The organism is Stenotrophomonas sp. SXG-1, assembly GCF_014083965.1.
Classification (GTDB): domain Bacteria; phylum Pseudomonadota; class Gammaproteobacteria; order Xanthomonadales; family Xanthomonadaceae; genus Stenotrophomonas; species Stenotrophomonas geniculata.
On record NZ_CP046588.1, the window covers coordinates 4,146,663 to 4,163,674 of the forward strand.

Below are 17,012 nucleotides of genomic sequence, written 5' to 3' on the forward strand. Positions count from 1 at the left end.
GGGCGGCCGACGGCGGCCGTCGTTTCCTGAACGGGCAGATTCCGTCACCCGCACTCCACGACGGCCCTGCCAGCCTGCCCCGGTGACTCGCTCCCCACTTCCCGCCCGTCGACGGCAGCCCCTGTGCGACAGGGCCTGCGGTCTCCCTGCGTGGGCGTAGGGTGTCCCCGAGGGCAACCGGGGAAGGACTGCAGGAACGTGATGCTGCACCGCAGAAAAAATGAATCAGCGAACGTTACATGCAATTGATCGCTGTTCGATGGGTTTCGGCGACATTTCGCGGCCTGTTATCCTCCCTGACCTGCTCGTGAATCATGGATTCCCTGCATGCTCCCCAGCCTGCCCCTGCTGCTGGCCCTGCCGTTCCTGATGGCAGCGGCTGTTGCGGCCTTCCCCCGTAGTTCGCGCTCGACTGCTGCCTGGCTGGCGGCGCTGGCGCCGTTGGGCGGGCTGGCCATCCTCGGCTGGCTGACCCCGTCCGTACTCGGCGGCCAGGTGGTGCGGACGATGGTCCCTTGGCTGCCTCAGATCGGCCTGGACTTCACCCTGCGCCTGGACGGGCTGGCCTGGATGTTCGCCGGGCTGGTGCTGGGCATCGGCGCGCTGGTGGTGCTGTATGCGCGCTACTACCTGAGCCAGCAGGACAACGCGCACCGCTTCTACTCATACCTGCTGCTGTTCATGGGCGCCATGCTGGGCATGGTGCTGTCGGGCAACCTGCTGTTGCTGATGATCTTCTGGGAAATGACCAGCATCAGCTCGTTCCTGCTGATCGGCTTCTGGTCGCACCGCCAGGACGCCCGCGAAGGCGCGCGCATGGCGCTGGTGATCACCGGCGGCGGCGGCCTGGCCCTGCTCGGCGGCGTGCTGCTGATCGGCCGCATCGTCGGCAGCTTCGACCTGGACGCGGTACTGGCCGCCGGCGAGCAGATCCGCGCCAGCGCGCTGTATCCGTATGCCCTGTTCCTGGTGCTGGCCGGCATCTTCACCAAGAGCGCGCAGTTCCCGTTCCACTTCTGGCTGCCGCACGCGATGGCGGCGCCGACCCCGGTCTCGGCCTACCTGCACTCGGCCACCATGGTGAAGGCCGGCGTGTTCCTGCTGGCGCGGCTGCATCCGGCGCTGGCCGGCAGCGACCTGTTCTTCTACACGGTCAGCGGCATCGGCGCGATCACCCTGTTGATCGGGGCCTGGAACGCGATCTTCCAGCACGACCTGAAGGGCCTGCTTGCGTACTCCACGATCTCGCATCTGGGCCTGATCACCCTGCTGTTCGGCCTGTCCACGCCAATGGCGGTGGTGGCCGGCGTGTTCCACATCCTCAACCACGCCACCTTCAAGGCCTCGCTGTTCATGGCCGCCGGCATCATCGACCACGAAACCGGCACCCGTGACATGCGCAAGCTCGGAGGCCTGCGTAAGCTGATGCCGTTCACCAGCGCGCTGGCGATCATCGCCTCGCTGGCGATGGCCGGCATCCCGCTGCTCAACGGCTTCCTGTCCAAGGAAATGCTGTTCGCCGAGGCACTGACCGCCGGTGGCGGCCCGGGCGCGATGCGCACGGCGGTGTCGATCGCCGCGCTGCTGGCCGGCGTGCTGGGCGTGGCCTACAGCCTGCGCTTCGTGCACGACACTTTCTTCGGCCCCGGCCCGCACGACCTGGACCGCGTGCCCCATGAACCGCCGCGCTGGATGAAGGTGCCGGTGGAACTGCTGGTGGTGATCTGCGTGGCGGTAGGCATCGCCCCGGCACTGACCGTGGCGCCGGTGCTGCATGCCGCTGCGGCCTCGATCCTCGGCAACGCCATGCCCGAGTACAGCTTGGCGGTGTGGCACGGTTTCAACCTGCCGCTGGCGATGAGCGCGATCGGCGTAGTCGGTGGCGTGGCGCTGTACTTCGGCCTGCGCAGGCTGATCAACCTGCACGGCGTGGAAACCCGCACCACCGGGCGCAACGTGTTCCATGCACAGCTGGATGCGATCTCCGCGCTGGCCATGCGCCTGACCAACGGCATCGCCAATGGCAGCCTGCAGCGGATGCTGCTGGGCCTGGTGCTGGTGGCCATCACCGTGGCCGCCGCGCCCTACATCGCCAACCCGGCCTCGCCGAACTGGACCAAACCGCAGCCGATCCCGCTGCTGGGCTGGGCGCTGTGGCTGGTGATGATGGCCTGTGCAGTGGCCACCCTGCGTGTCTACAAGCAGCGCCTGCTGGCGGTGCTGCTGGTGGGCGGTGTCGGCCTGATGGTGGCGCTGACCTTCGTGTTCCTGTCCGCACCCGATCTGGCCCTGACCCAGCTGCTGGTCGAGATGGTGACCCTGGTGCTGATGCTGCTGGGCATGAACTACCTGCCCGCGCAGTCCGGACCGGAGCGGCCGCGCTGGCGCAAGCGGCGCGATGCGGTGATCGCCATCATCGCCGGTGCCGGGCTTGGCGCGCTGGCCTATTCGGCGATGACCCTGCCGCCCAACACCATGGCCGGCGAGCTGCTCGCCCGCGCCCTGCCCGAGGCGTACGGCCAGAACGTGGTCAACGTGATCCTGGTCGACTTCCGCGGCTTCGATACCTTCGGCGAGATCACCGTGTTCGGCATCGCCGCACTGGTGGTACATGCCCTGCTGCGGCGCACGCGGATGGCGCCGGAACAGATCATGCCTGGCCCGCCGATCAAGCTGCCGGTGCCGGCTGACCTGGCGCAGATCATGTTCCCGCTGACCCTGACCGTATCGATCTTCCTGTTCCTGCGGGGCCACAACGCGCCGGGCGGTGGCTTCATCGCCGGCCTGGTGCTGGCGGTACCGCTGCTGATCCAGTACGTGATCCAGGGCACCGCGTCGGTGGAATCGCGCTTCGGCTTCGACTACATCCGCTGTATCGGCATGGGCCTGCTGATCGCCCTGCTCAGCGGCAGTGCCTCGATGCTGTTCGGCGTACCGTTCCTGACAAGCGGGCACCTGGACCTGCACCTGCCGCTGATCGGCGATGTGCCGCTGGCCAGTGCCATCGGCTTCGACATCGGCGTCTACCTGGTGGTGTTCGGCGGCGCCATGCTGATGCTGTCGATGATGGGCACGATCAAGCCGTCGCGTACCCGCACTGCCCGCAAGGGTGAGATCGACCTGCAACGCCGTTCGGCCCGCACCGGGGAGATGCACTGATGGAACTGGCCCTGGCTACCGCGATCGGCGTGCTGACCGCCATCGGCATCTACCTGCTGCTGCGTGCGCGCAGCTTCGATGTGATCCTCGGCATGACCTTCCTGTCCTACGCCACCAACCTGCTGATCTTTGCCGGTGGCCGCGTGGTGCTGGGCAAGGCGCCGGTGCTGCAGGAAGGTGTGGACAGCCATCTCGGCAACTACACCGACCCGTTGCCGCAGGCGCTGGTGCTGACCGCGATCGTGATCGCCTTCGCGATGACTGCCGTGAGCATCGTGCTGGCCATGCGCAGCCGCAGCGACAACCACAGCGACCATGTGGACGCCCACGAGCCGGATGACGACCTGCAGGATGAGCGCGTGCCGCCGCGCCAGGACGAGGACCGCGCATGAATCATCTGGTGATCCTGCCTATCCTGATTCCGCTGCTGGGTGCTGCACTGTCGCTGTTCGTCGAACACCGCCGCTATGGCCCCAGAGTGCAGCGCGCGGTGGCCTGGACCGCGCTGTCGGCGCTGGCGCTGGCGGTGGGCCTGCTGTTTGCCAGCACGGCCAGCGGTGACATCAACGTCTACCTGCTCGGCGACTGGCCATCGCGGCTGGGCATCGCGCTGGTGGCCGACCGGCTGTCGGCGTGGATGCTGCTGACCACCCTGCTGCTGGCCATTCCCTGCCTGCTGCATGCCTGCTCGGGCTGGGACCGCCGCGCACCGCACTTCCATGCACTGTTCCAGTTCCAGCTGGTGGGCCTCAACGGTGCGTTCCTGACCGGCGACATCTTCAACCTGTTCGTGTTCTTTGAGGTGATGCTGATCGCCTCCTACGGCCTGCTGCTCAGCGGTGGCCGCGGCCTGCGCATGCGCATCGGCCTGCACTACGTGGTGTTCAACGTCACCGCCTCGACCCTGTTCCTGATCGCGCTGGGCCTGCTGTACGCCTCGCTGGGCTCGCTGAACATGGCCGAGCTGTCGCAGCGCATCGCCGAGGTGCCAGCGGCGCAGCTGACCCTGGTGAAGGCGACGATGGGCCTGTTGCTGCTGGTGTTCTGCGCCAAGGCCGCACTGATGCCGCTGTACCTGTGGCTGCCGGAAGCCTATTCGCGCGCGCCGGCCGCTGTGGCTGCGCTGTTCGCGATCATGACCAAGGTCGGCCTGTACTCGGTGCTGCGCATCCAGATGCTGTGGTTCGGCGACGATGCCGGCGCGATGACCGGCTATGGCCGCGACTGGCTGCTGTGGGCCGGCGTGGCAACGCTGGTGCTCGGTGGCCTGGGTGCGCTGGCCGCAACCCGCCTGCGCGTGCTGATCTCCTACCTGGTGATCGTGTCGGCAGCCACGCTGTTCATCGCCTTCTCGGTAGGCACGCCGCAGGTGCTCTCGGCCGGCCTGTACTACCTGCCGCACAGCAGCTTCGTGGCCGCTGCGCTGTTCCTCATCGCCGACCTGATCCGTCGCCGACGTGGTGGCGCCAGCGACCGCAAGGAAGTGGTGGCACCGATGCCGGGCAAGGAAACCCCAGCGGTGCTGTTCCTGATCGGCGCAGTGTCGGTGGCCGGCCTGCCGCCGCTGTCCGGCTTCCTGGCCAAGGCCGCGCTGCTGGCTGGCATGCCGGCACAGTACACCGCCCCCGTCTGGACCGCGGTGCTGGTCAGCAGCCTGCTGGTGATCATGGGCCTGACCCGCGGCGGCATCCGCCTGTTCTGGCGCGTGCCACCGGTCGATCCCGAGGCACCGAAGCCGCGCAAGGCACGCCTGCGCCGGGTCGAGCTCTACGCCGCCTGCCTGCTGCTGGGTTACGGCATCGGCATGACCCTGGCCGCCGCCCCACTGATGCGCTACACCGACGCCACCGCCGCACAGCTGCTGCACCCCAGCGAGTACGTGCAGCAGCTGCGCGCGACCACGCCGGAGATCCGCCAGCCATGACCGCCCAGCGCTCCCTGTTCCGCCGCGTCATTCCCTCGCCGATGCTCAGCATCATGGTGGTGGCATTCTGGCTGCTGATGTCCGACAGCTTCACCCTCGGCCAGATCGTGCTGGGGCTGGTGCTGGGCGTGGTGGTGCCGCTGTTCGCCGCGCGCCTGGATCGCGAGTTCGCCCGCATCGGCACTCTGCGCCCGTTGCCGAAACTGCTGTGCGTGACCCTGTGGGACATCCTGATGTCCAACATCCGCGTTGCCCTGCAGGTGCTGGGCCCGGAGAAGAACATCCACCCCGGTTTCATCTGGTTGCCGCTGGACATCGCCAACATCCACGGCATCGCCGCGCTGACCAGCATGATCACCCTGACCCCGGGCACGGTCTCGGCCGCGCTCAGCGACGACCGCAAGTTCCTGCTGGTGCATGTGCTGCACCTGGAGGACCCACAGGACCTGATCGATACGATCAAGCGCCGTTACGAGGCACCGTTGATGGAGATCTTCCCATGACCGGTTTTGAAGTCATCCAGACCACCCTGGTGGTGTGCATGCACGTGGTCGGCCTGGCGATGCTGCTGGCCACCTGGCGCCTGCTGCGCGGGCCGACCGTGCCCGACCGCATCCTCGCGCTGGACACCCTGTCGGTGACCGCGATCGCCGAGCTGATGCTGTTCGGCATGTACCTCAACTCGCCGATCTACTTCGAGGCCGCGCTGATCATCGCCATGCTCGGCTTCGGCAGCACCGTGGTGCTGAGCAAGTTCGTGCTGCGCCGGGACATCGTCGAATGATCACCGCGATCCAGATCGGCCTGTCGATCCTGCTGCTGTTCGGCTGCTTCTTCATCCTGGTCGGCGCACTGGGCCTGGTGAAGCTGTCCACCTTCTTCAAGCGCCTGCACGCACCGACCAAGGCCAGCACGCTGGGCGTGGGCTGCGTGCTGGTGTGCTCGGTCTGCTACCACATCTTCCTGGGCCAGGACCCGCAGCCGCGCGAGCTGCTGATCACCGTGTTCCTGTTCATCACCGCGCCGATCAGCGCACACATGATGGCCAAGGCCGCGCTGTCGCTGCTGATGGAAACCCGCCCCAGCCTGCCGGGCAACGAGCCGGCCGCCGAAGAGCAGCTGCCTCCGCCGGAACCGGTGCGCAAGGAAGAAGGTTCGCAGGGCCGGTAAATCCGGTAGCGGCCGACCTTGGTCGGCGCATTGTTTGCGCGAGTGCCAACCAAGGTTGGCACCCACCGGGTGATCGGTGGTGGGTGCCGACCGTTGGTCGGCACGAAATCAACCGCATCCACGCATGGCGTGGATCTACAACGCTGGTGCGCCCACCAGCAGCAGCTCCAGCACGAGCCAGCCGACGAACGCGACCAGCAGGATCACACCTTCGCCACGGCTGATCTTCAGATCGCCACGCAGCATCGGGTACAGCACCAGCGCGAACGCCAGCAGCGCCGGCAGCTCCAGGCGCACGAACGAGGCCGGCAACGCCAGCGGCTGCAGCACTGCCATCGCACCAATCACCAGCAGCAGGTTGACCACGCTGGAACCCAGCACGTGGCCCAGCACCATGTCGCCATGCCCGCGACGCGCGGCGGCGATGGCGGTGGCCACCTCCGGCAGTGCGGTGCCGATCGCCACCGGCAGCAGGCCGACCAGCAGGGGCGTCCAGCCCAGGGCTACGCCGAAGTCCGCGGCGGCGCCCACCACCAGGCGCGCGCCCCAGTACAGGGCCAGCACGGCGATCAGCACCCGCAGCACGTTCAACGGCAGGCTGGTGCGGCTCAGTGCGGATTCGGCGATGGCCGCCTGCACCTCGGCGCTCTCGCTACGGCCACGGCGCAGCAGCAGCACCTGCACCACGATGAAGCCGGCCAGCAGTATGCCGCCCTCCCAACGTGCGAGGCCGCCATCAAGCCCGAACAGGATCAGCAGCACACCCGCCGCCAGCAGCGACCACCACAGCACCGTCTGCAGGCGTGCGCGCAGCAGCAGGGGCGCAGCCATGGCCGCCACGGCGAGGGTCAGGCCCAGGTTGACGATGCTGCTGCCCACCGCGTTGCCCAAGGCCAGCTCCGGTTGGCCCACCGCCAGCGCGCGCGCATTGACCGCCAGTTCCGGCAACGAGGTGGTTACCCCGAGCAGCAGCAGCCCGGCAGTGAACGGGCTGGCCCCGAAACGTTGGGCCAGGCCGGACACGGCCTTGACGATGGAGTCCCCGCCCAGCGCCAGCAGCAGCAGGCCGAGCAGGAACCAGGCAATGGCAATGGCGATCATCGAGCACTCCCCCCAGCAGTGGTGGCGCGATTCTACGCTTGGCCCGCACGCGCGGCTGGGCCGTGGATCAAGGATCAGCCACACCCTTCCGCATAATCGACCTGCGGGGTCTGCCCGACGCGCCAGGCACCCACCCGGCCATCGGCACCGAGCGCGAAGTCGATCACCGCCCCGCCCTCCTGCGCCGGGCGAACGCGCAGGTGCTGGGCCTTCTCGTCGTACTTGTCAGGGCCGACATCGGCCCGCTCCGGATACAGCACCTGCAGCTCACCCAGGGTCATGCCGACCTTGCCGCCGCCTGGTGCGGTGATGGCGGCGCTGCGCACGTCGTAGCGCACCAGCTTGCGGCCTTCGATCATCAGGCGCGGGTCCTCGGCATCCTGCGGGCGCAGGAAGTAACAGCCATCGTTGCCATCGTCAGCCGCCAGCGGCTTGCCGGCGGCATCGGTGCCCAGCCCCTGCAGGGGCTTCCCGAAACCGCTGCGGACTTCGGCAATGCCAGCGCCCAGCTTTACGCCGGCGAAGCCATCCAGCTGCGCCGGGCTGTCGGTGCGAGGATCGGCCGGCGACTGGGTCGCCAGATCGGCATCAGCTGTGGCAGCAGCCGGCGTAGCGCCCTTGGCCGAGGCATCAGCAGGTGTCTCAGGCGTGCGGTTGCAAGCGGCAAGTGACAGCAACAACAGACCGGCAATCGGAAGGTGCTTCATCGGTGCGGTTCCCTGGCACGAAGGTAGCTGCACGCTAGCGCAGCACACGTGCAGATGCTGCATTGTCATCGCGGTTTCATCGCCTTCGTTCAGGCTCGGCGAGCACCGACCTGGCCGTCCCTTCCATGCAACCGCGCAAGACCGATCTCGCCCGAACCGCGCTGCAGGCCCACCGCGCGCCGCTGGACATGCGCCAGCGCCGGCTGCTGATCCTGTGCGACGGCCAGCGCACCGTTGCCGACCTGACCGGCCTGCTCGGCCAGGAAGCACCGGCCATGGTCATCCAGCTGGTGCAGGCGGGATACCTGAGCACCGGCACTGGCGCCACAGCCCCGGCACCGTCGACCGCAGCCGCGGCAACGCCGGTGCCCACGCCGCCGGCAGCCACACCTGCTGCACCCGCGATCGAACGTCGCCGCTCGCTGGTGGCCGCGCGCATCTACGTGCTGGGTATATTGGAGATGCAGCGCCACCCGCAGGCGGCAGCACTGTTCCGTGACCTGCAGCAGGCGCGTGCGGAAGAAGAGGTGCTGCAGCGGCTGCAGTCAGCGATGCAGATGCTGCCCGGGCTGACCTCGGAGGGCTATTGCCAACGCGTGCGACAGCGCCTGCTGGAGGCGTTGCCGTTGGAGCACTGCGAGGCGTTCGCCGAAGTGGCGTAAGCGCAAGTTCCGGCGGAGAGCATCCACGCATGGCGTGGACCTACTGCATCACGACCGCCTTTCGCTAGATCCACGCCATGCGTGGATGCGATCAGGATCCATGCCGACCAACGGTCGGCACCCACCGAGGCAGTGGTTGGTAGATCCGCGCCATGCGTGGATGCGATCACGATCTGTGCCGACCAAGGTCGGCACCCACCAAGCTAGCGGGAAGACCGGAAGTTGTTACGCAGGCCGTTCCAGCACTGCTGGTAATCGCCCTGGCGATGGCCGGCGGCCAGTGCCTGTGCGGTCGGGCGGATCACTGCGCGGGTCTCGAACATGAAGGCCATCGTGTCCTTGATCACATCGGCCTTGGACAGATCGGCATTGGACGCCTTGTCGAAGGTCGGTGCATCCGGACCGTGGCCGCTCATGCAGTTGTGCAGCGAGGCACCGCCGGGCACGAAGCCTTCGGCCTTGGCGTCGTAGGCGCCATGCACCAGGCCCATGAACTCGCTGGCGATGTTACGGTGGAACCACGGCGGGCGGAACGTGTTCTGCGCCACCAGCCAACGCGGCGGGAAGATCGCGAAGTCCATGTTGCTGGTTCCCGGCGTGTCGCTGGGCGAATGCAGCACCAGGAAGATCGACGGGTCCGGGTGGTCGTAGCTGATCGATCCGATGGTGTTGAAGCGACGCAGGTCGTAGCGGTACGGCGCGTAATTGCCGTGCCAGGCCACCACGTCCAGCGGCGAATGGTCGATCGGCGCACGCCACAGGCGGCCTTCGAACTTGGCGATCAGTTCGAAGTCGCCATCCACATCCTCGAACGCCGCATGCGGGGTCTCGAAGTCGCGCGGGTTGGCCAGGCCGTTGGAACCGATCGGGCCTAGGTCGGGCAGCTTCAGCAGCGCACCGTAGTTCTCGCAGATGTAGCCGCGGCTCGGGCCATCGGGCAGTTCGACGCGGAAGCGCACGCCGCGCGGGATCACCGCGATCTGCTGCGGCTCGATCTCGATCACGCCCAGCTCGGTCAGCAGGCGCAGCGCGCCCAGCTGCGGCACGATCAGCAGTTCACCGTCGGCGTCGTAGAAGTAGCGGCCGACCATGTCGCGGTTGGCAGCGTAAAGGTGGATGCCCACGCCGGCATGCGCGTCGGGCGAACCGTTGCCGCCCATCGTGTACAGGCCTTCGACAAAGTCGGTCGGCAGCTCCGGCAGCGGCAGGGGGCTCCAGCGCAGCTGGTTCGGCGAGGCCGGCTGTGCGCCGAAATCACACTGCAGCTGCGACTGCGCAAATGGAGTGAACTCGCCATGGGTCACCGCCGGGCGGATCCGGTACAGCCAGCTGCGGCGATTGCTGCCACGCGGCGCGGTGAAGGCGGTGCCGGTCAACTGTTCGGCGTACAGGCCGTGGGCCACCTTCTGCGGCGAGTTCTGCCCGACCGGCAGCGCGCCGGCGACGGCCTCGGTGGCGAATTCGTTGCCGAAGCCGGACTGGTAGCCGCGGGCGGTGATGGCGGGGGACATGGGGGCTCCTGGGTACGGCGAGACCGGAACGGAAAGCAGCCGAGCATGGCCCGGCTCCACAGATGGGCAGGCGCCGGGACTGGCCCGGCGCTACCGATGACCTTACAGCACGCCGCGGCGGATCTGGTCGCGTTCGATGCTCTCGAACAGCGCGGTGAAGTTGCCTTCGCCGAAGCCTTCGTTGCCCTTGCGCTGGATGATCTCGAAGAAGATCGGGCCGATGCAGTTCTGGGTGAAGATCTGCAGCAGCTTGCGCTGGTGGGTTTCCGGATCGGCATCGATGAGGATCTTGTTCTTCGCCAGGCGCGGCACGTCTTCACCGTGGTTCGGCACGCGCTGGTCGATCACATCGAAGTAGGTCTCCGGCGTGTCGAGGAAATCCACGCCCTGCGCGCGCATCGCTTCGACGGTCTCGTAGATGTTCTCGGTGAAGCAGGCGATGTGCTGGATGCCTTCGCCCTTGTACGCGTCCAGGTACTCGTTGATCTGGCTCTTCGGGTCGGACGATTCGTTCAGCGGAATGCGCACGATGCCGTCCGGCGCGGTCATCGCCTTGGACACCAGGCCGGTCTTCAGGCCCTTGATGTCGAAGTAGCGGATCTCGCGGAAGTTGAACAGGCGCTCGTAGTAGTCCGACCACTGCTGCATGTTGCCGAAGTACAGGTTGTGGGTCAGGTGGTCGATGAAGGTCAGGCCGAAGCCCACCGGGTGCAGGTCGGCACCGGCGATCGGCTCGTAGTCGCCGTCGTAGATGCTGCCGGCCGCGCCGTAGCGGTCGACCAGGTACAGCATGCAATCGCCGATGCCCTTGATGACCGGGGCGCTGACCGCCTTGCTGTCCGGCTTGAAGGCAATGGCTTCGGCACCGTTGCCCAGTGCGGTCTGGTAGACCTCCTGACCAGGTTTCTTGAAGCGGATGGCGAAGCCGCAGGCGCACGGACCGTGCTTCTCGGCGAAGTCGGCGGCGAACGAATCGGGGTCTTCATTGACCAGGAAGTTGACGTCGCCCTGGCGATAGACGGTAATCGGACGCTGCTTGTGCTTGAGCACCGCGCTGAAGCCCATCTTCCGGAAGTACTCGTGCAGCTCCTGGCCACGGCCGGCCGGGGCGGCGAATTCGACGAACTCGAAGCCGTCGATGCCCATCGGGTTCTCGAAGGTGGTGACCTGCATGCCGGGGTTGGGGTGCGAGGCGGTCGGGACTGCGGTATTCATGGCGTGGCTCCGAATCGGTACCGCATCGGTACAAACCAGGTGCGGGCAGGTAGGGACCCGGCGAGAATGCAGGGTCTGGACCTACCCCTTATAGTTACACTTGAAACCACCAGCAAGGTGCACCGCAACATGAGCCCCGCCGATCCCGCCTCGACCCGCCTGCGTGCCTCGCACGTCCTGCTCGACCTGGAACAGTTCCTGCCGTACCGGCTGAGCGTGCTGTCCAACCGGGTCAGCGGCAACATCGCCAAGCTATACGGCGATCGTTACGGTCTGGCGATTCCCGAATGGCGGGTCATCACCATCCTGGCGTTGTACCCGGGCTCCTCGGCCAGCGAGGTCTCCGACCGCACGGCGATGGACAAGGTGGCGGTCAGCCGCGCTGTGGCCCGCCTGCTGGAACGCGGCTTCATCAAGCGCGAGACCCACGGCGACGACCGCCGCCGCTCGGTGCTGGCGCTGTCGGCAGCCGGCTTCGAGGTCTACGAGACCATCGCGCCGATGGTGATCGAGATCACCCGCAAGCTGATGTCGGTGCTGAGCGAGGAGGAGGAGCAGGTGCTGGAAAAGCTGATCCTTCGCCTGGCCGGTGACGGCCTGGAGCGGATGGGCGAAGGGGTCTGAAAGAAAAAGGGGACGGTGGGGATCAAGCCGTTTTGGGCCCCAAGTCGCGGGAGCCGACCCTGGCCGGTAGCGGAACAGCGGCTGGGCGATTGTCGTCCGCCACCTTTGATCTGACGGGACCCGCTCTTTGGCGGGCTGTGGGCCGGCCACAAACAAGGCCATCGGACACATTCACTTCCCGCAGAACCCGTCCTGAAGTGTCGCCCTCGCCCGGCGGCATTTCCGCATTGGCCTGATACGGCCCGTTTCCGCGAGGCTGGTGTATCGAAACGGGCTGTTCCAGTGAGTTCTCCTATTGGACTGTCCGTGTGTACGGCCTGACGGTAAGCGTTCAACGGGTATCAGCCCGGCCATGGATCCACATCGGACGGGCTCCCTCATGGATGACTCGCGTTCAACGCTGCCGCATGGCCAGGAATTGCTGGCCGATCTCAGAGAGCTGATCTGCGCGGCGCGCAGCAGGATGCACAGGACCATCAACACCGAGCTCACTCTGTTGTACTGGCGAATCGGGCGTCGCATCCATGTGGACCAGATGGCTGGGCGACGTGCGCGCTACGGAGAGGTCCTCTTCCCCCGGATAGCCAAGGCGCTGTCCGCCAAGTTCGGTACCTCCTTCGGTGAGAAAAGCTTGCGCAGGATGGTGCAGTTCTCCACTGCATTTGCAGATGAGCAGATTGTCGTATCGCTGATACGACAATTGAGCTGGACCCACTTCATCGCGCTGATCCCACTGGCGGATCCGCTCAAGCGCGACTTCTATGCGCAGATGGCCGCCACCGAGGGCTGGAGCGTGCGCACATTGCGCCAGCGCATCGATTCGATGCTGGACGAGCGCACGGCGCTTTCCAGTCAACCCGAGCAGACCATCGCCGAAGAGTTGGCAGCACTGCGCGGCAACCAGCAGCTGTCTCCAGGGCTGGTACTGCGTGATCCCTACGTACTGGATTTTCTTGGCCTGAAGGACAGCTGGGATGAGCAGGACCTTGAAAGCGCGATCCTTCGCGAGATGCAGGGCTTCCTGCTCGAACTTGGCACGGGTTTCAGTTTCGTCGCCCGCCAGAAACGCATCCAGATCGACGGTGATGACTTCCACCTGGACCTGCTGTTCTACAACCGCCGCCTGCGCAGGCTGATCGCCATCGAACTGAAGATCGGCGAGTTCAAGCCCGCCTACAAAGGGCAGATGGAACTCTATCTGCGATGGCTGGACCGCTACGAACGTGAGGACGGCGAGCAGGCGCCGTTGGGCATCATCCTCTGCACAGGGAAGAAGGCCGGCCAGATCGAATTGCTGGAGCTGGACCGCTCAGGCATCCATGTTGCGGAATACCTGACCACCTTGCCCTCTCGTGAGGTCCTCAAGCAAAGATTGCAGACCGCCATGGAGCGGGCCAGGCAACAGCTGCAGACCGCGGCACCCAGCTCCCTGTAGATCCACGCCGTGCGTGGATGGCGCCCACGCCTCAGCTCAGATGCTTGCGGCGCGCATGGATCCACGGCACCGCCAGCGCGGCAATGGCACCACCGGCGAAGCCGAGCGAGGCGGAAACCGTGGCCGCTTCGACTGCCCCCGGCAACGCCAGCGCGGCAGCTACGAGCAACAGCGACGGCAGGCCGACGAAGGTGCCCAGGAAGAAGTGCCAACGCGGCGACCAGGTGTTGAGCTGCAGCAGGCTGACCGGCTGCCAAGCATCGGATGCGGCATCTTCGGCGATCTTCGCCACCGCCTTGGCCAGATCTACTTCCGGCAGCGCGCGCCCCTGCCGTGCGGTGGCCAGCAGCTCGGCCACGGCCTCCACCGGCGGGAAGCTGGACGGCCACGCCACCGGGGCCGGCACGCCGTAGGCGGTCAGCACCGGCACGCTCAGCCACGGCGCTACCAACGGACGCATGCGGCGGCGGCCGTGCACGCACCAGATCTGCGGCTGGCCGTGCGCCGTGACGCTGTACAGCGCCAGTTCGTTGGCCGGCGGATAGCCGAGCATGGTCACTCGCGCCGCCAGACTGTCCTGGCCCATCGCACGCAGGAAACCGGGGCGGCTGCGTCCTTCCTGCATCCACGCCAGGCCCAGCGCCCCCACCAGGTACGCCTCCGCGACGTCCTTGCTGCCCGCAGTGGCGCGCTCATCACTGGCCAGGTACCAGGCCAGCGATTTCGGTTCGGGCACATCGTCCAGTCCCCAGCGGCTGTCGTCCCCCAGCACATGGCGCACTGGCAGGCGCGCGGGCGCGGTCTCGCCACGCTCGCCTGGCTGCAGGAACGGCAGCACGCCCTGGATGAAGGTGGACAGCTCGATTGCACGCACGCCGTGGCCCTGCCATTCCGGCGGCAGCAACCCGGCCAGCTGGCCGTCGGCGGCCAATGCATCGAGCCGTGATTTCTGCTCGACCAGTTTCTGCACCGCCCCCTTCAGCACCACGTTGTCGGGCAGCGCGATCTGCGGCAGGCGATGGCGCGGCGGGGCCAGTTCAACACTGTCCTCGCCGGTACCGGCGTCATCCAGCAGCGCCTCCTGCGGCGGCAGGGTCACACCCTCGCCTGCTTCGCCTTCGGCCAGAGTACTGGCAGGTTCGGGCAGTCGTTCGGCGTGGTCGCTGTGCATGGGCGTTCCGGTAGGTTGCATCGACGGGTGTCGACTGAGGTCCTTGCCGGTAACGGCGAGCGCGTTGCGATATTGAGATGCCGATTTCGGGAATGTGACCGCAACCACAGTAGATCCACGCCATGCGTGGATGCGACCCGACATCAGTGCCGGCCAACGGTCGGCACCTGCCGAGCATGCCGGCCAGCAACCGGCACTACCCTATTCCGGTTTGTCAGGTGCCCACTGCTTGAGGAACGCGGTCACGCGCGCGGGCTGGAAGGCTTCGCCCTTGCGCAGCTCGCCGGTGGCCTGCGACACCAGCAGTCCGCCATCGGCATCGAGCACCAGCAGGTACGGGTAGTCGCGCTCCATCATCGGGAACTGGGCGAAGAAAGCGGTATTGGGTTGTTCGTCGCTGGCGTTGACCTTTACCCACACGTAGTGGGCATCGCGGAAGCGGCGCAGATCACCGTTGCCTTCCACCAGCTCGTCCAGCGCCCGGCAGCGATCGCAGGCGGCATTGCCGACCTCGAGCAGGATGCGCTTCTTGCCGCGCTGGGCTTCCACCTTGGCGGTGGCCAGATCGTCGGCGGGGTTGCGGGCCGGGTCGAACTGCGCGCCGAGCCCGGCGATGGCGGCAATATCCGCCGCCACCGGGGTGTTGCCCGAGGCCACCGGTTCGCTGGGGTCAGCGACCGGTGGCTCGGTGGGTCGGGTATCCAGCGGCTGCGTAGGCTCGGCGGCGGCAGGCGGTTGCGGTTGGGAACAGGCGCCGATCAGCGCCGCACAGACCACCACCACTGCTCCACCGAGCTTCATGCGCATGCCTTCTACCCTCTCATCGTTACTTGACGCCGTGCATCAGCTTGTTGATCAGCGGGGCGATCAGGAACAGCACCACGCCGGAGCCGATCAGGGCCCAGAACCCGAAGGTATACCCCTTCAGGGCCGACTCGACCGTCATGCCGCCTTCACCACTGACCACGCCGGCGAAGATGCCCGACAGGTTGTTGCCGATGCCGGTGGACAGGAACCAGCCACCCATGCCGAAGCCGACCAGGCGCACCGGGGCCAGCTTGGTCACCATCGACAGGCCGATCGGCGACAGGCACAGCTCACCCACGGACTGGATGACGTAGACCATGAACAGGGTCCAGAACGGGATCTTGCCGTCCACGACCATCTGCGACAGCGCGTACATCAGCAGGGCGAAGGCGGCGCCATTGAACAGCAGGCCCAGGCCGAACTTGCGCGGGATGGACGGATTGGCGCGGCCCATGGCCACCCAGATCCAGGCGATGATCGGGGCCAGGGTGATGATGGCCACCGAGTTGACCGACTGGAACCACGCGGTCGGGAACGTCCATTCACCGAACTGGCGGTTGACGATGTTCTCGGCCAGGAAGGTGAACGAGCTGCCGGCCTGTTCGAAGAACATCCAGAACATCACGTTGAAGGCGAAGATGATCAGCATGGCGATCACGCGGTCGCGCTGCACCTTGCCCTCGCGGATGCCCTCGACCAGCAGCAGGATGGCCAGCGCGGTGAACATCGCACCCAGGATCCAGGCCAGCGCGGTGGCGCCGGTGGCCAGCAGGAAGTACGCGACCGGGATGGCGACCACGGCACCGGCCAGCACCATGATGATGCGGCCGAAGCCTTCAGCGCCGGCCGGCGGTGCACCGATGCCCTTCAGGCCGGCGCGACCGATGTAGAACCACACCAGCGAGATCAGCATGCCCACGCCCGAAGCGATGAACACGACCTTGTAGGACGGCATGGCATCGGTACCGAAGACCTTGCGGGCCAGGTACTCGGTCAGCACCGGGGCGATCATCGCGCCAATGTTGATGCCCATGTAGAAGATGGTGAAGCCCGAATCGCGGCGCTCGTCCTTCAGGCCGTACAGCTTGCCGACCATGGTCGAGATGTTCGGCTTGAACAGGCCATTGCCGACGATGATCGTGGCCAGGCCGAGCTTGAAGATGTGCTCCTGCGGCAGCGAGATCATGAACAGGCCGGCGGCCATGATGATCGCGCCGGTCAGGATCGATCGCTGATAGCCCAGTACCCGGTCAGCCACGTAGCCACCGAAGATGGCTGCGGCATACACCAGGGCCAGGTAGGCGCCGTAGATGCGGCTGGCGTCGCCTTCACCGGCAGCGCTGCCGTTGTAGAACTGGGCAACGATGTACAGCACCAAGGCCCAGCGGATGCCATAGAACGCAAAGCGCTCCCAGAACTCGGTCATGAACAGCATCCACAACGGGCGCGGGTGGCCCAGCGTGGTCTTGAAGTCCGGCAGCGCCGGCTCTGGGGTGTTCGCAGTGGCGTTTACGCTCATGCGGGTT

General features: G+C 66.6%; 16 protein-coding genes. 9 read left to right on the top strand and 7 right to left on the bottom strand.

Annotated elements, in window-relative coordinates; all coding sequences use genetic code 11:
- The first annotated feature begins 327 nt into the window (after positions 1-327).
- From GOC52_RS18940 to GOC52_RS18965, 6 genes are read left to right on the top strand one after another with little or no spacing between them, the layout of a single operon-like run.
- Positions 328-3,159 (top strand): monovalent cation/H+ antiporter subunit A, encoded by a 2,832-nt coding sequence (locus GOC52_RS18940; protein ID WP_049411780.1) that lies wholly within the window; start codon positions 328-330, stop codon positions 3,157-3,159.
- Positions 3,159-3,551, top strand: coding sequence for a Na+/H+ antiporter subunit C (locus GOC52_RS18945; RefSeq protein ID WP_010482669.1), 393 nt, complete (start codon positions 3,159-3,161; stop codon positions 3,549-3,551). Before GOC52_RS18940 ends, GOC52_RS18945 begins: the two co-directional genes overlap by 1 nt.
- Positions 3,548-5,083 carry a monovalent cation/H+ antiporter subunit D gene (locus tag GOC52_RS18950; protein ID WP_010482670.1) on the top strand — a complete coding sequence of 512 codons (1,536 nt, stop codon included), beginning with the start codon at positions 3,548-3,550 and terminating at the stop codon, positions 5,081-5,083. Before GOC52_RS18945 ends, GOC52_RS18950 begins: the two co-directional genes overlap by 4 nt.
- Complete coding sequence (locus GOC52_RS18955) at positions 5,080-5,586, top strand: Na+/H+ antiporter subunit E (protein ID WP_010482671.1); 507 nt, start codon at positions 5,080-5,082, stop codon at positions 5,584-5,586. Before GOC52_RS18950 ends, GOC52_RS18955 begins: the two co-directional genes overlap by 4 nt.
- On the top strand, positions 5,583-5,867 hold the full coding sequence (locus tag GOC52_RS18960; protein ID WP_005411334.1) for a K+/H+ antiporter subunit F: 285 nt from the start codon (positions 5,583-5,585) through the stop codon (positions 5,865-5,867). Before GOC52_RS18955 ends, GOC52_RS18960 begins: the two co-directional genes overlap by 4 nt.
- Entirely contained in the window at positions 5,864-6,253 is a 390-nt protein-coding gene (locus GOC52_RS18965; RefSeq protein WP_126560928.1) for a Na+/H+ antiporter subunit G, read from the top strand. The genes GOC52_RS18960 and GOC52_RS18965 overlap by 4 nt, the downstream gene beginning before the upstream one ends.
- Positions 6,254-6,388: 135 nt before the next feature.
- On the opposite strand, the gene GOC52_RS18970 is transcribed toward GOC52_RS18965, so the two are convergent.
- The gene (locus tag GOC52_RS18970) at positions 6,389-7,354 is read right to left on the bottom strand and encodes a sodium:calcium antiporter (protein WP_049480629.1); all 966 of its coding nucleotides are present in this window, start codon (positions 7,352-7,354) and stop codon (positions 6,389-6,391) included.
- Between the two features lie 74 nt (positions 7,355-7,428).
- Positions 7,429-8,061: a hypothetical protein gene (locus tag GOC52_RS18975; protein WP_054172655.1), complete on the bottom strand. Its 633-nt coding sequence runs from the start codon at positions 8,059-8,061 to the stop codon at positions 7,429-7,431.
- A gap of 125 nt (positions 8,062-8,186) precedes the next feature.
- Here GOC52_RS18975 and GOC52_RS18980 point away from each other — a divergent pair, with 125 nt between their 5' ends.
- Complete coding sequence (locus GOC52_RS18980) at positions 8,187-8,723, top strand: hypothetical protein (protein ID WP_191850136.1); 537 nt, start codon at positions 8,187-8,189, stop codon at positions 8,721-8,723.
- 203 nt (positions 8,724-8,926) lie between these two features.
- On the opposite strand, the gene hmgA is transcribed toward GOC52_RS18980, so the two are convergent.
- Complete coding sequence (hmgA, locus tag GOC52_RS18985; protein WP_010482677.1) at positions 8,927-10,234, bottom strand: homogentisate 1,2-dioxygenase; 1,308 nt, start codon at positions 10,232-10,234, stop codon at positions 8,927-8,929.
- A 102-nt stretch (positions 10,235-10,336) separates the two neighbouring features.
- On the bottom strand, positions 10,337-11,449 hold the full coding sequence (gene hppD / locus GOC52_RS18990; protein WP_191850138.1) for a 4-hydroxyphenylpyruvate dioxygenase: 1,113 nt from the start codon (positions 11,447-11,449) through the stop codon (positions 10,337-10,339).
- A 129-nt stretch (positions 11,450-11,578) separates the two neighbouring features.
- On the opposite strand from hppD, the gene GOC52_RS18995 reads away from it, so the two are divergent.
- A complete protein-coding gene (locus tag GOC52_RS18995; RefSeq protein ID WP_050815698.1) occupies positions 11,579-12,073 on the top strand; it encodes a MarR family winged helix-turn-helix transcriptional regulator in 495 nt (164 codons plus the stop codon).
- A gap of 379 nt (positions 12,074-12,452) precedes the next feature.
- Positions 12,453-13,508: a PDDEXK nuclease domain-containing protein gene (locus tag GOC52_RS19000; protein ID WP_191850140.1), complete on the top strand. Its 1,056-nt coding sequence runs from the start codon at positions 12,453-12,455 to the stop codon at positions 13,506-13,508.
- Between the two features lie 31 nt (positions 13,509-13,539).
- Here the strand turns inward: GOC52_RS19000 and GOC52_RS19005 are convergent, their stop codons facing one another.
- From GOC52_RS19005 to GOC52_RS19015, 3 genes are all read right to left on the bottom strand, one after another.
- Positions 13,540-14,679: a hypothetical protein gene (locus GOC52_RS19005; RefSeq protein ID WP_099559892.1), complete on the bottom strand. Its 1,140-nt coding sequence runs from the start codon at positions 14,677-14,679 to the stop codon at positions 13,540-13,542.
- Between the two features lie 201 nt (positions 14,680-14,880).
- Entirely contained in the window at positions 14,881-15,486 is a 606-nt protein-coding gene (locus tag GOC52_RS19010; RefSeq protein ID WP_049411763.1) for a thioredoxin family protein, read from the bottom strand.
- Positions 15,487-15,505: 19 nt separating this feature from the next.
- On the bottom strand, positions 15,506-17,005 hold the full coding sequence (locus GOC52_RS19015) for a peptide MFS transporter (protein ID WP_043399407.1): 1,500 nt from the start codon (positions 17,003-17,005) through the stop codon (positions 15,506-15,508).
- Between the last annotated feature and the right edge of the window lie 7 nt (positions 17,006-17,012).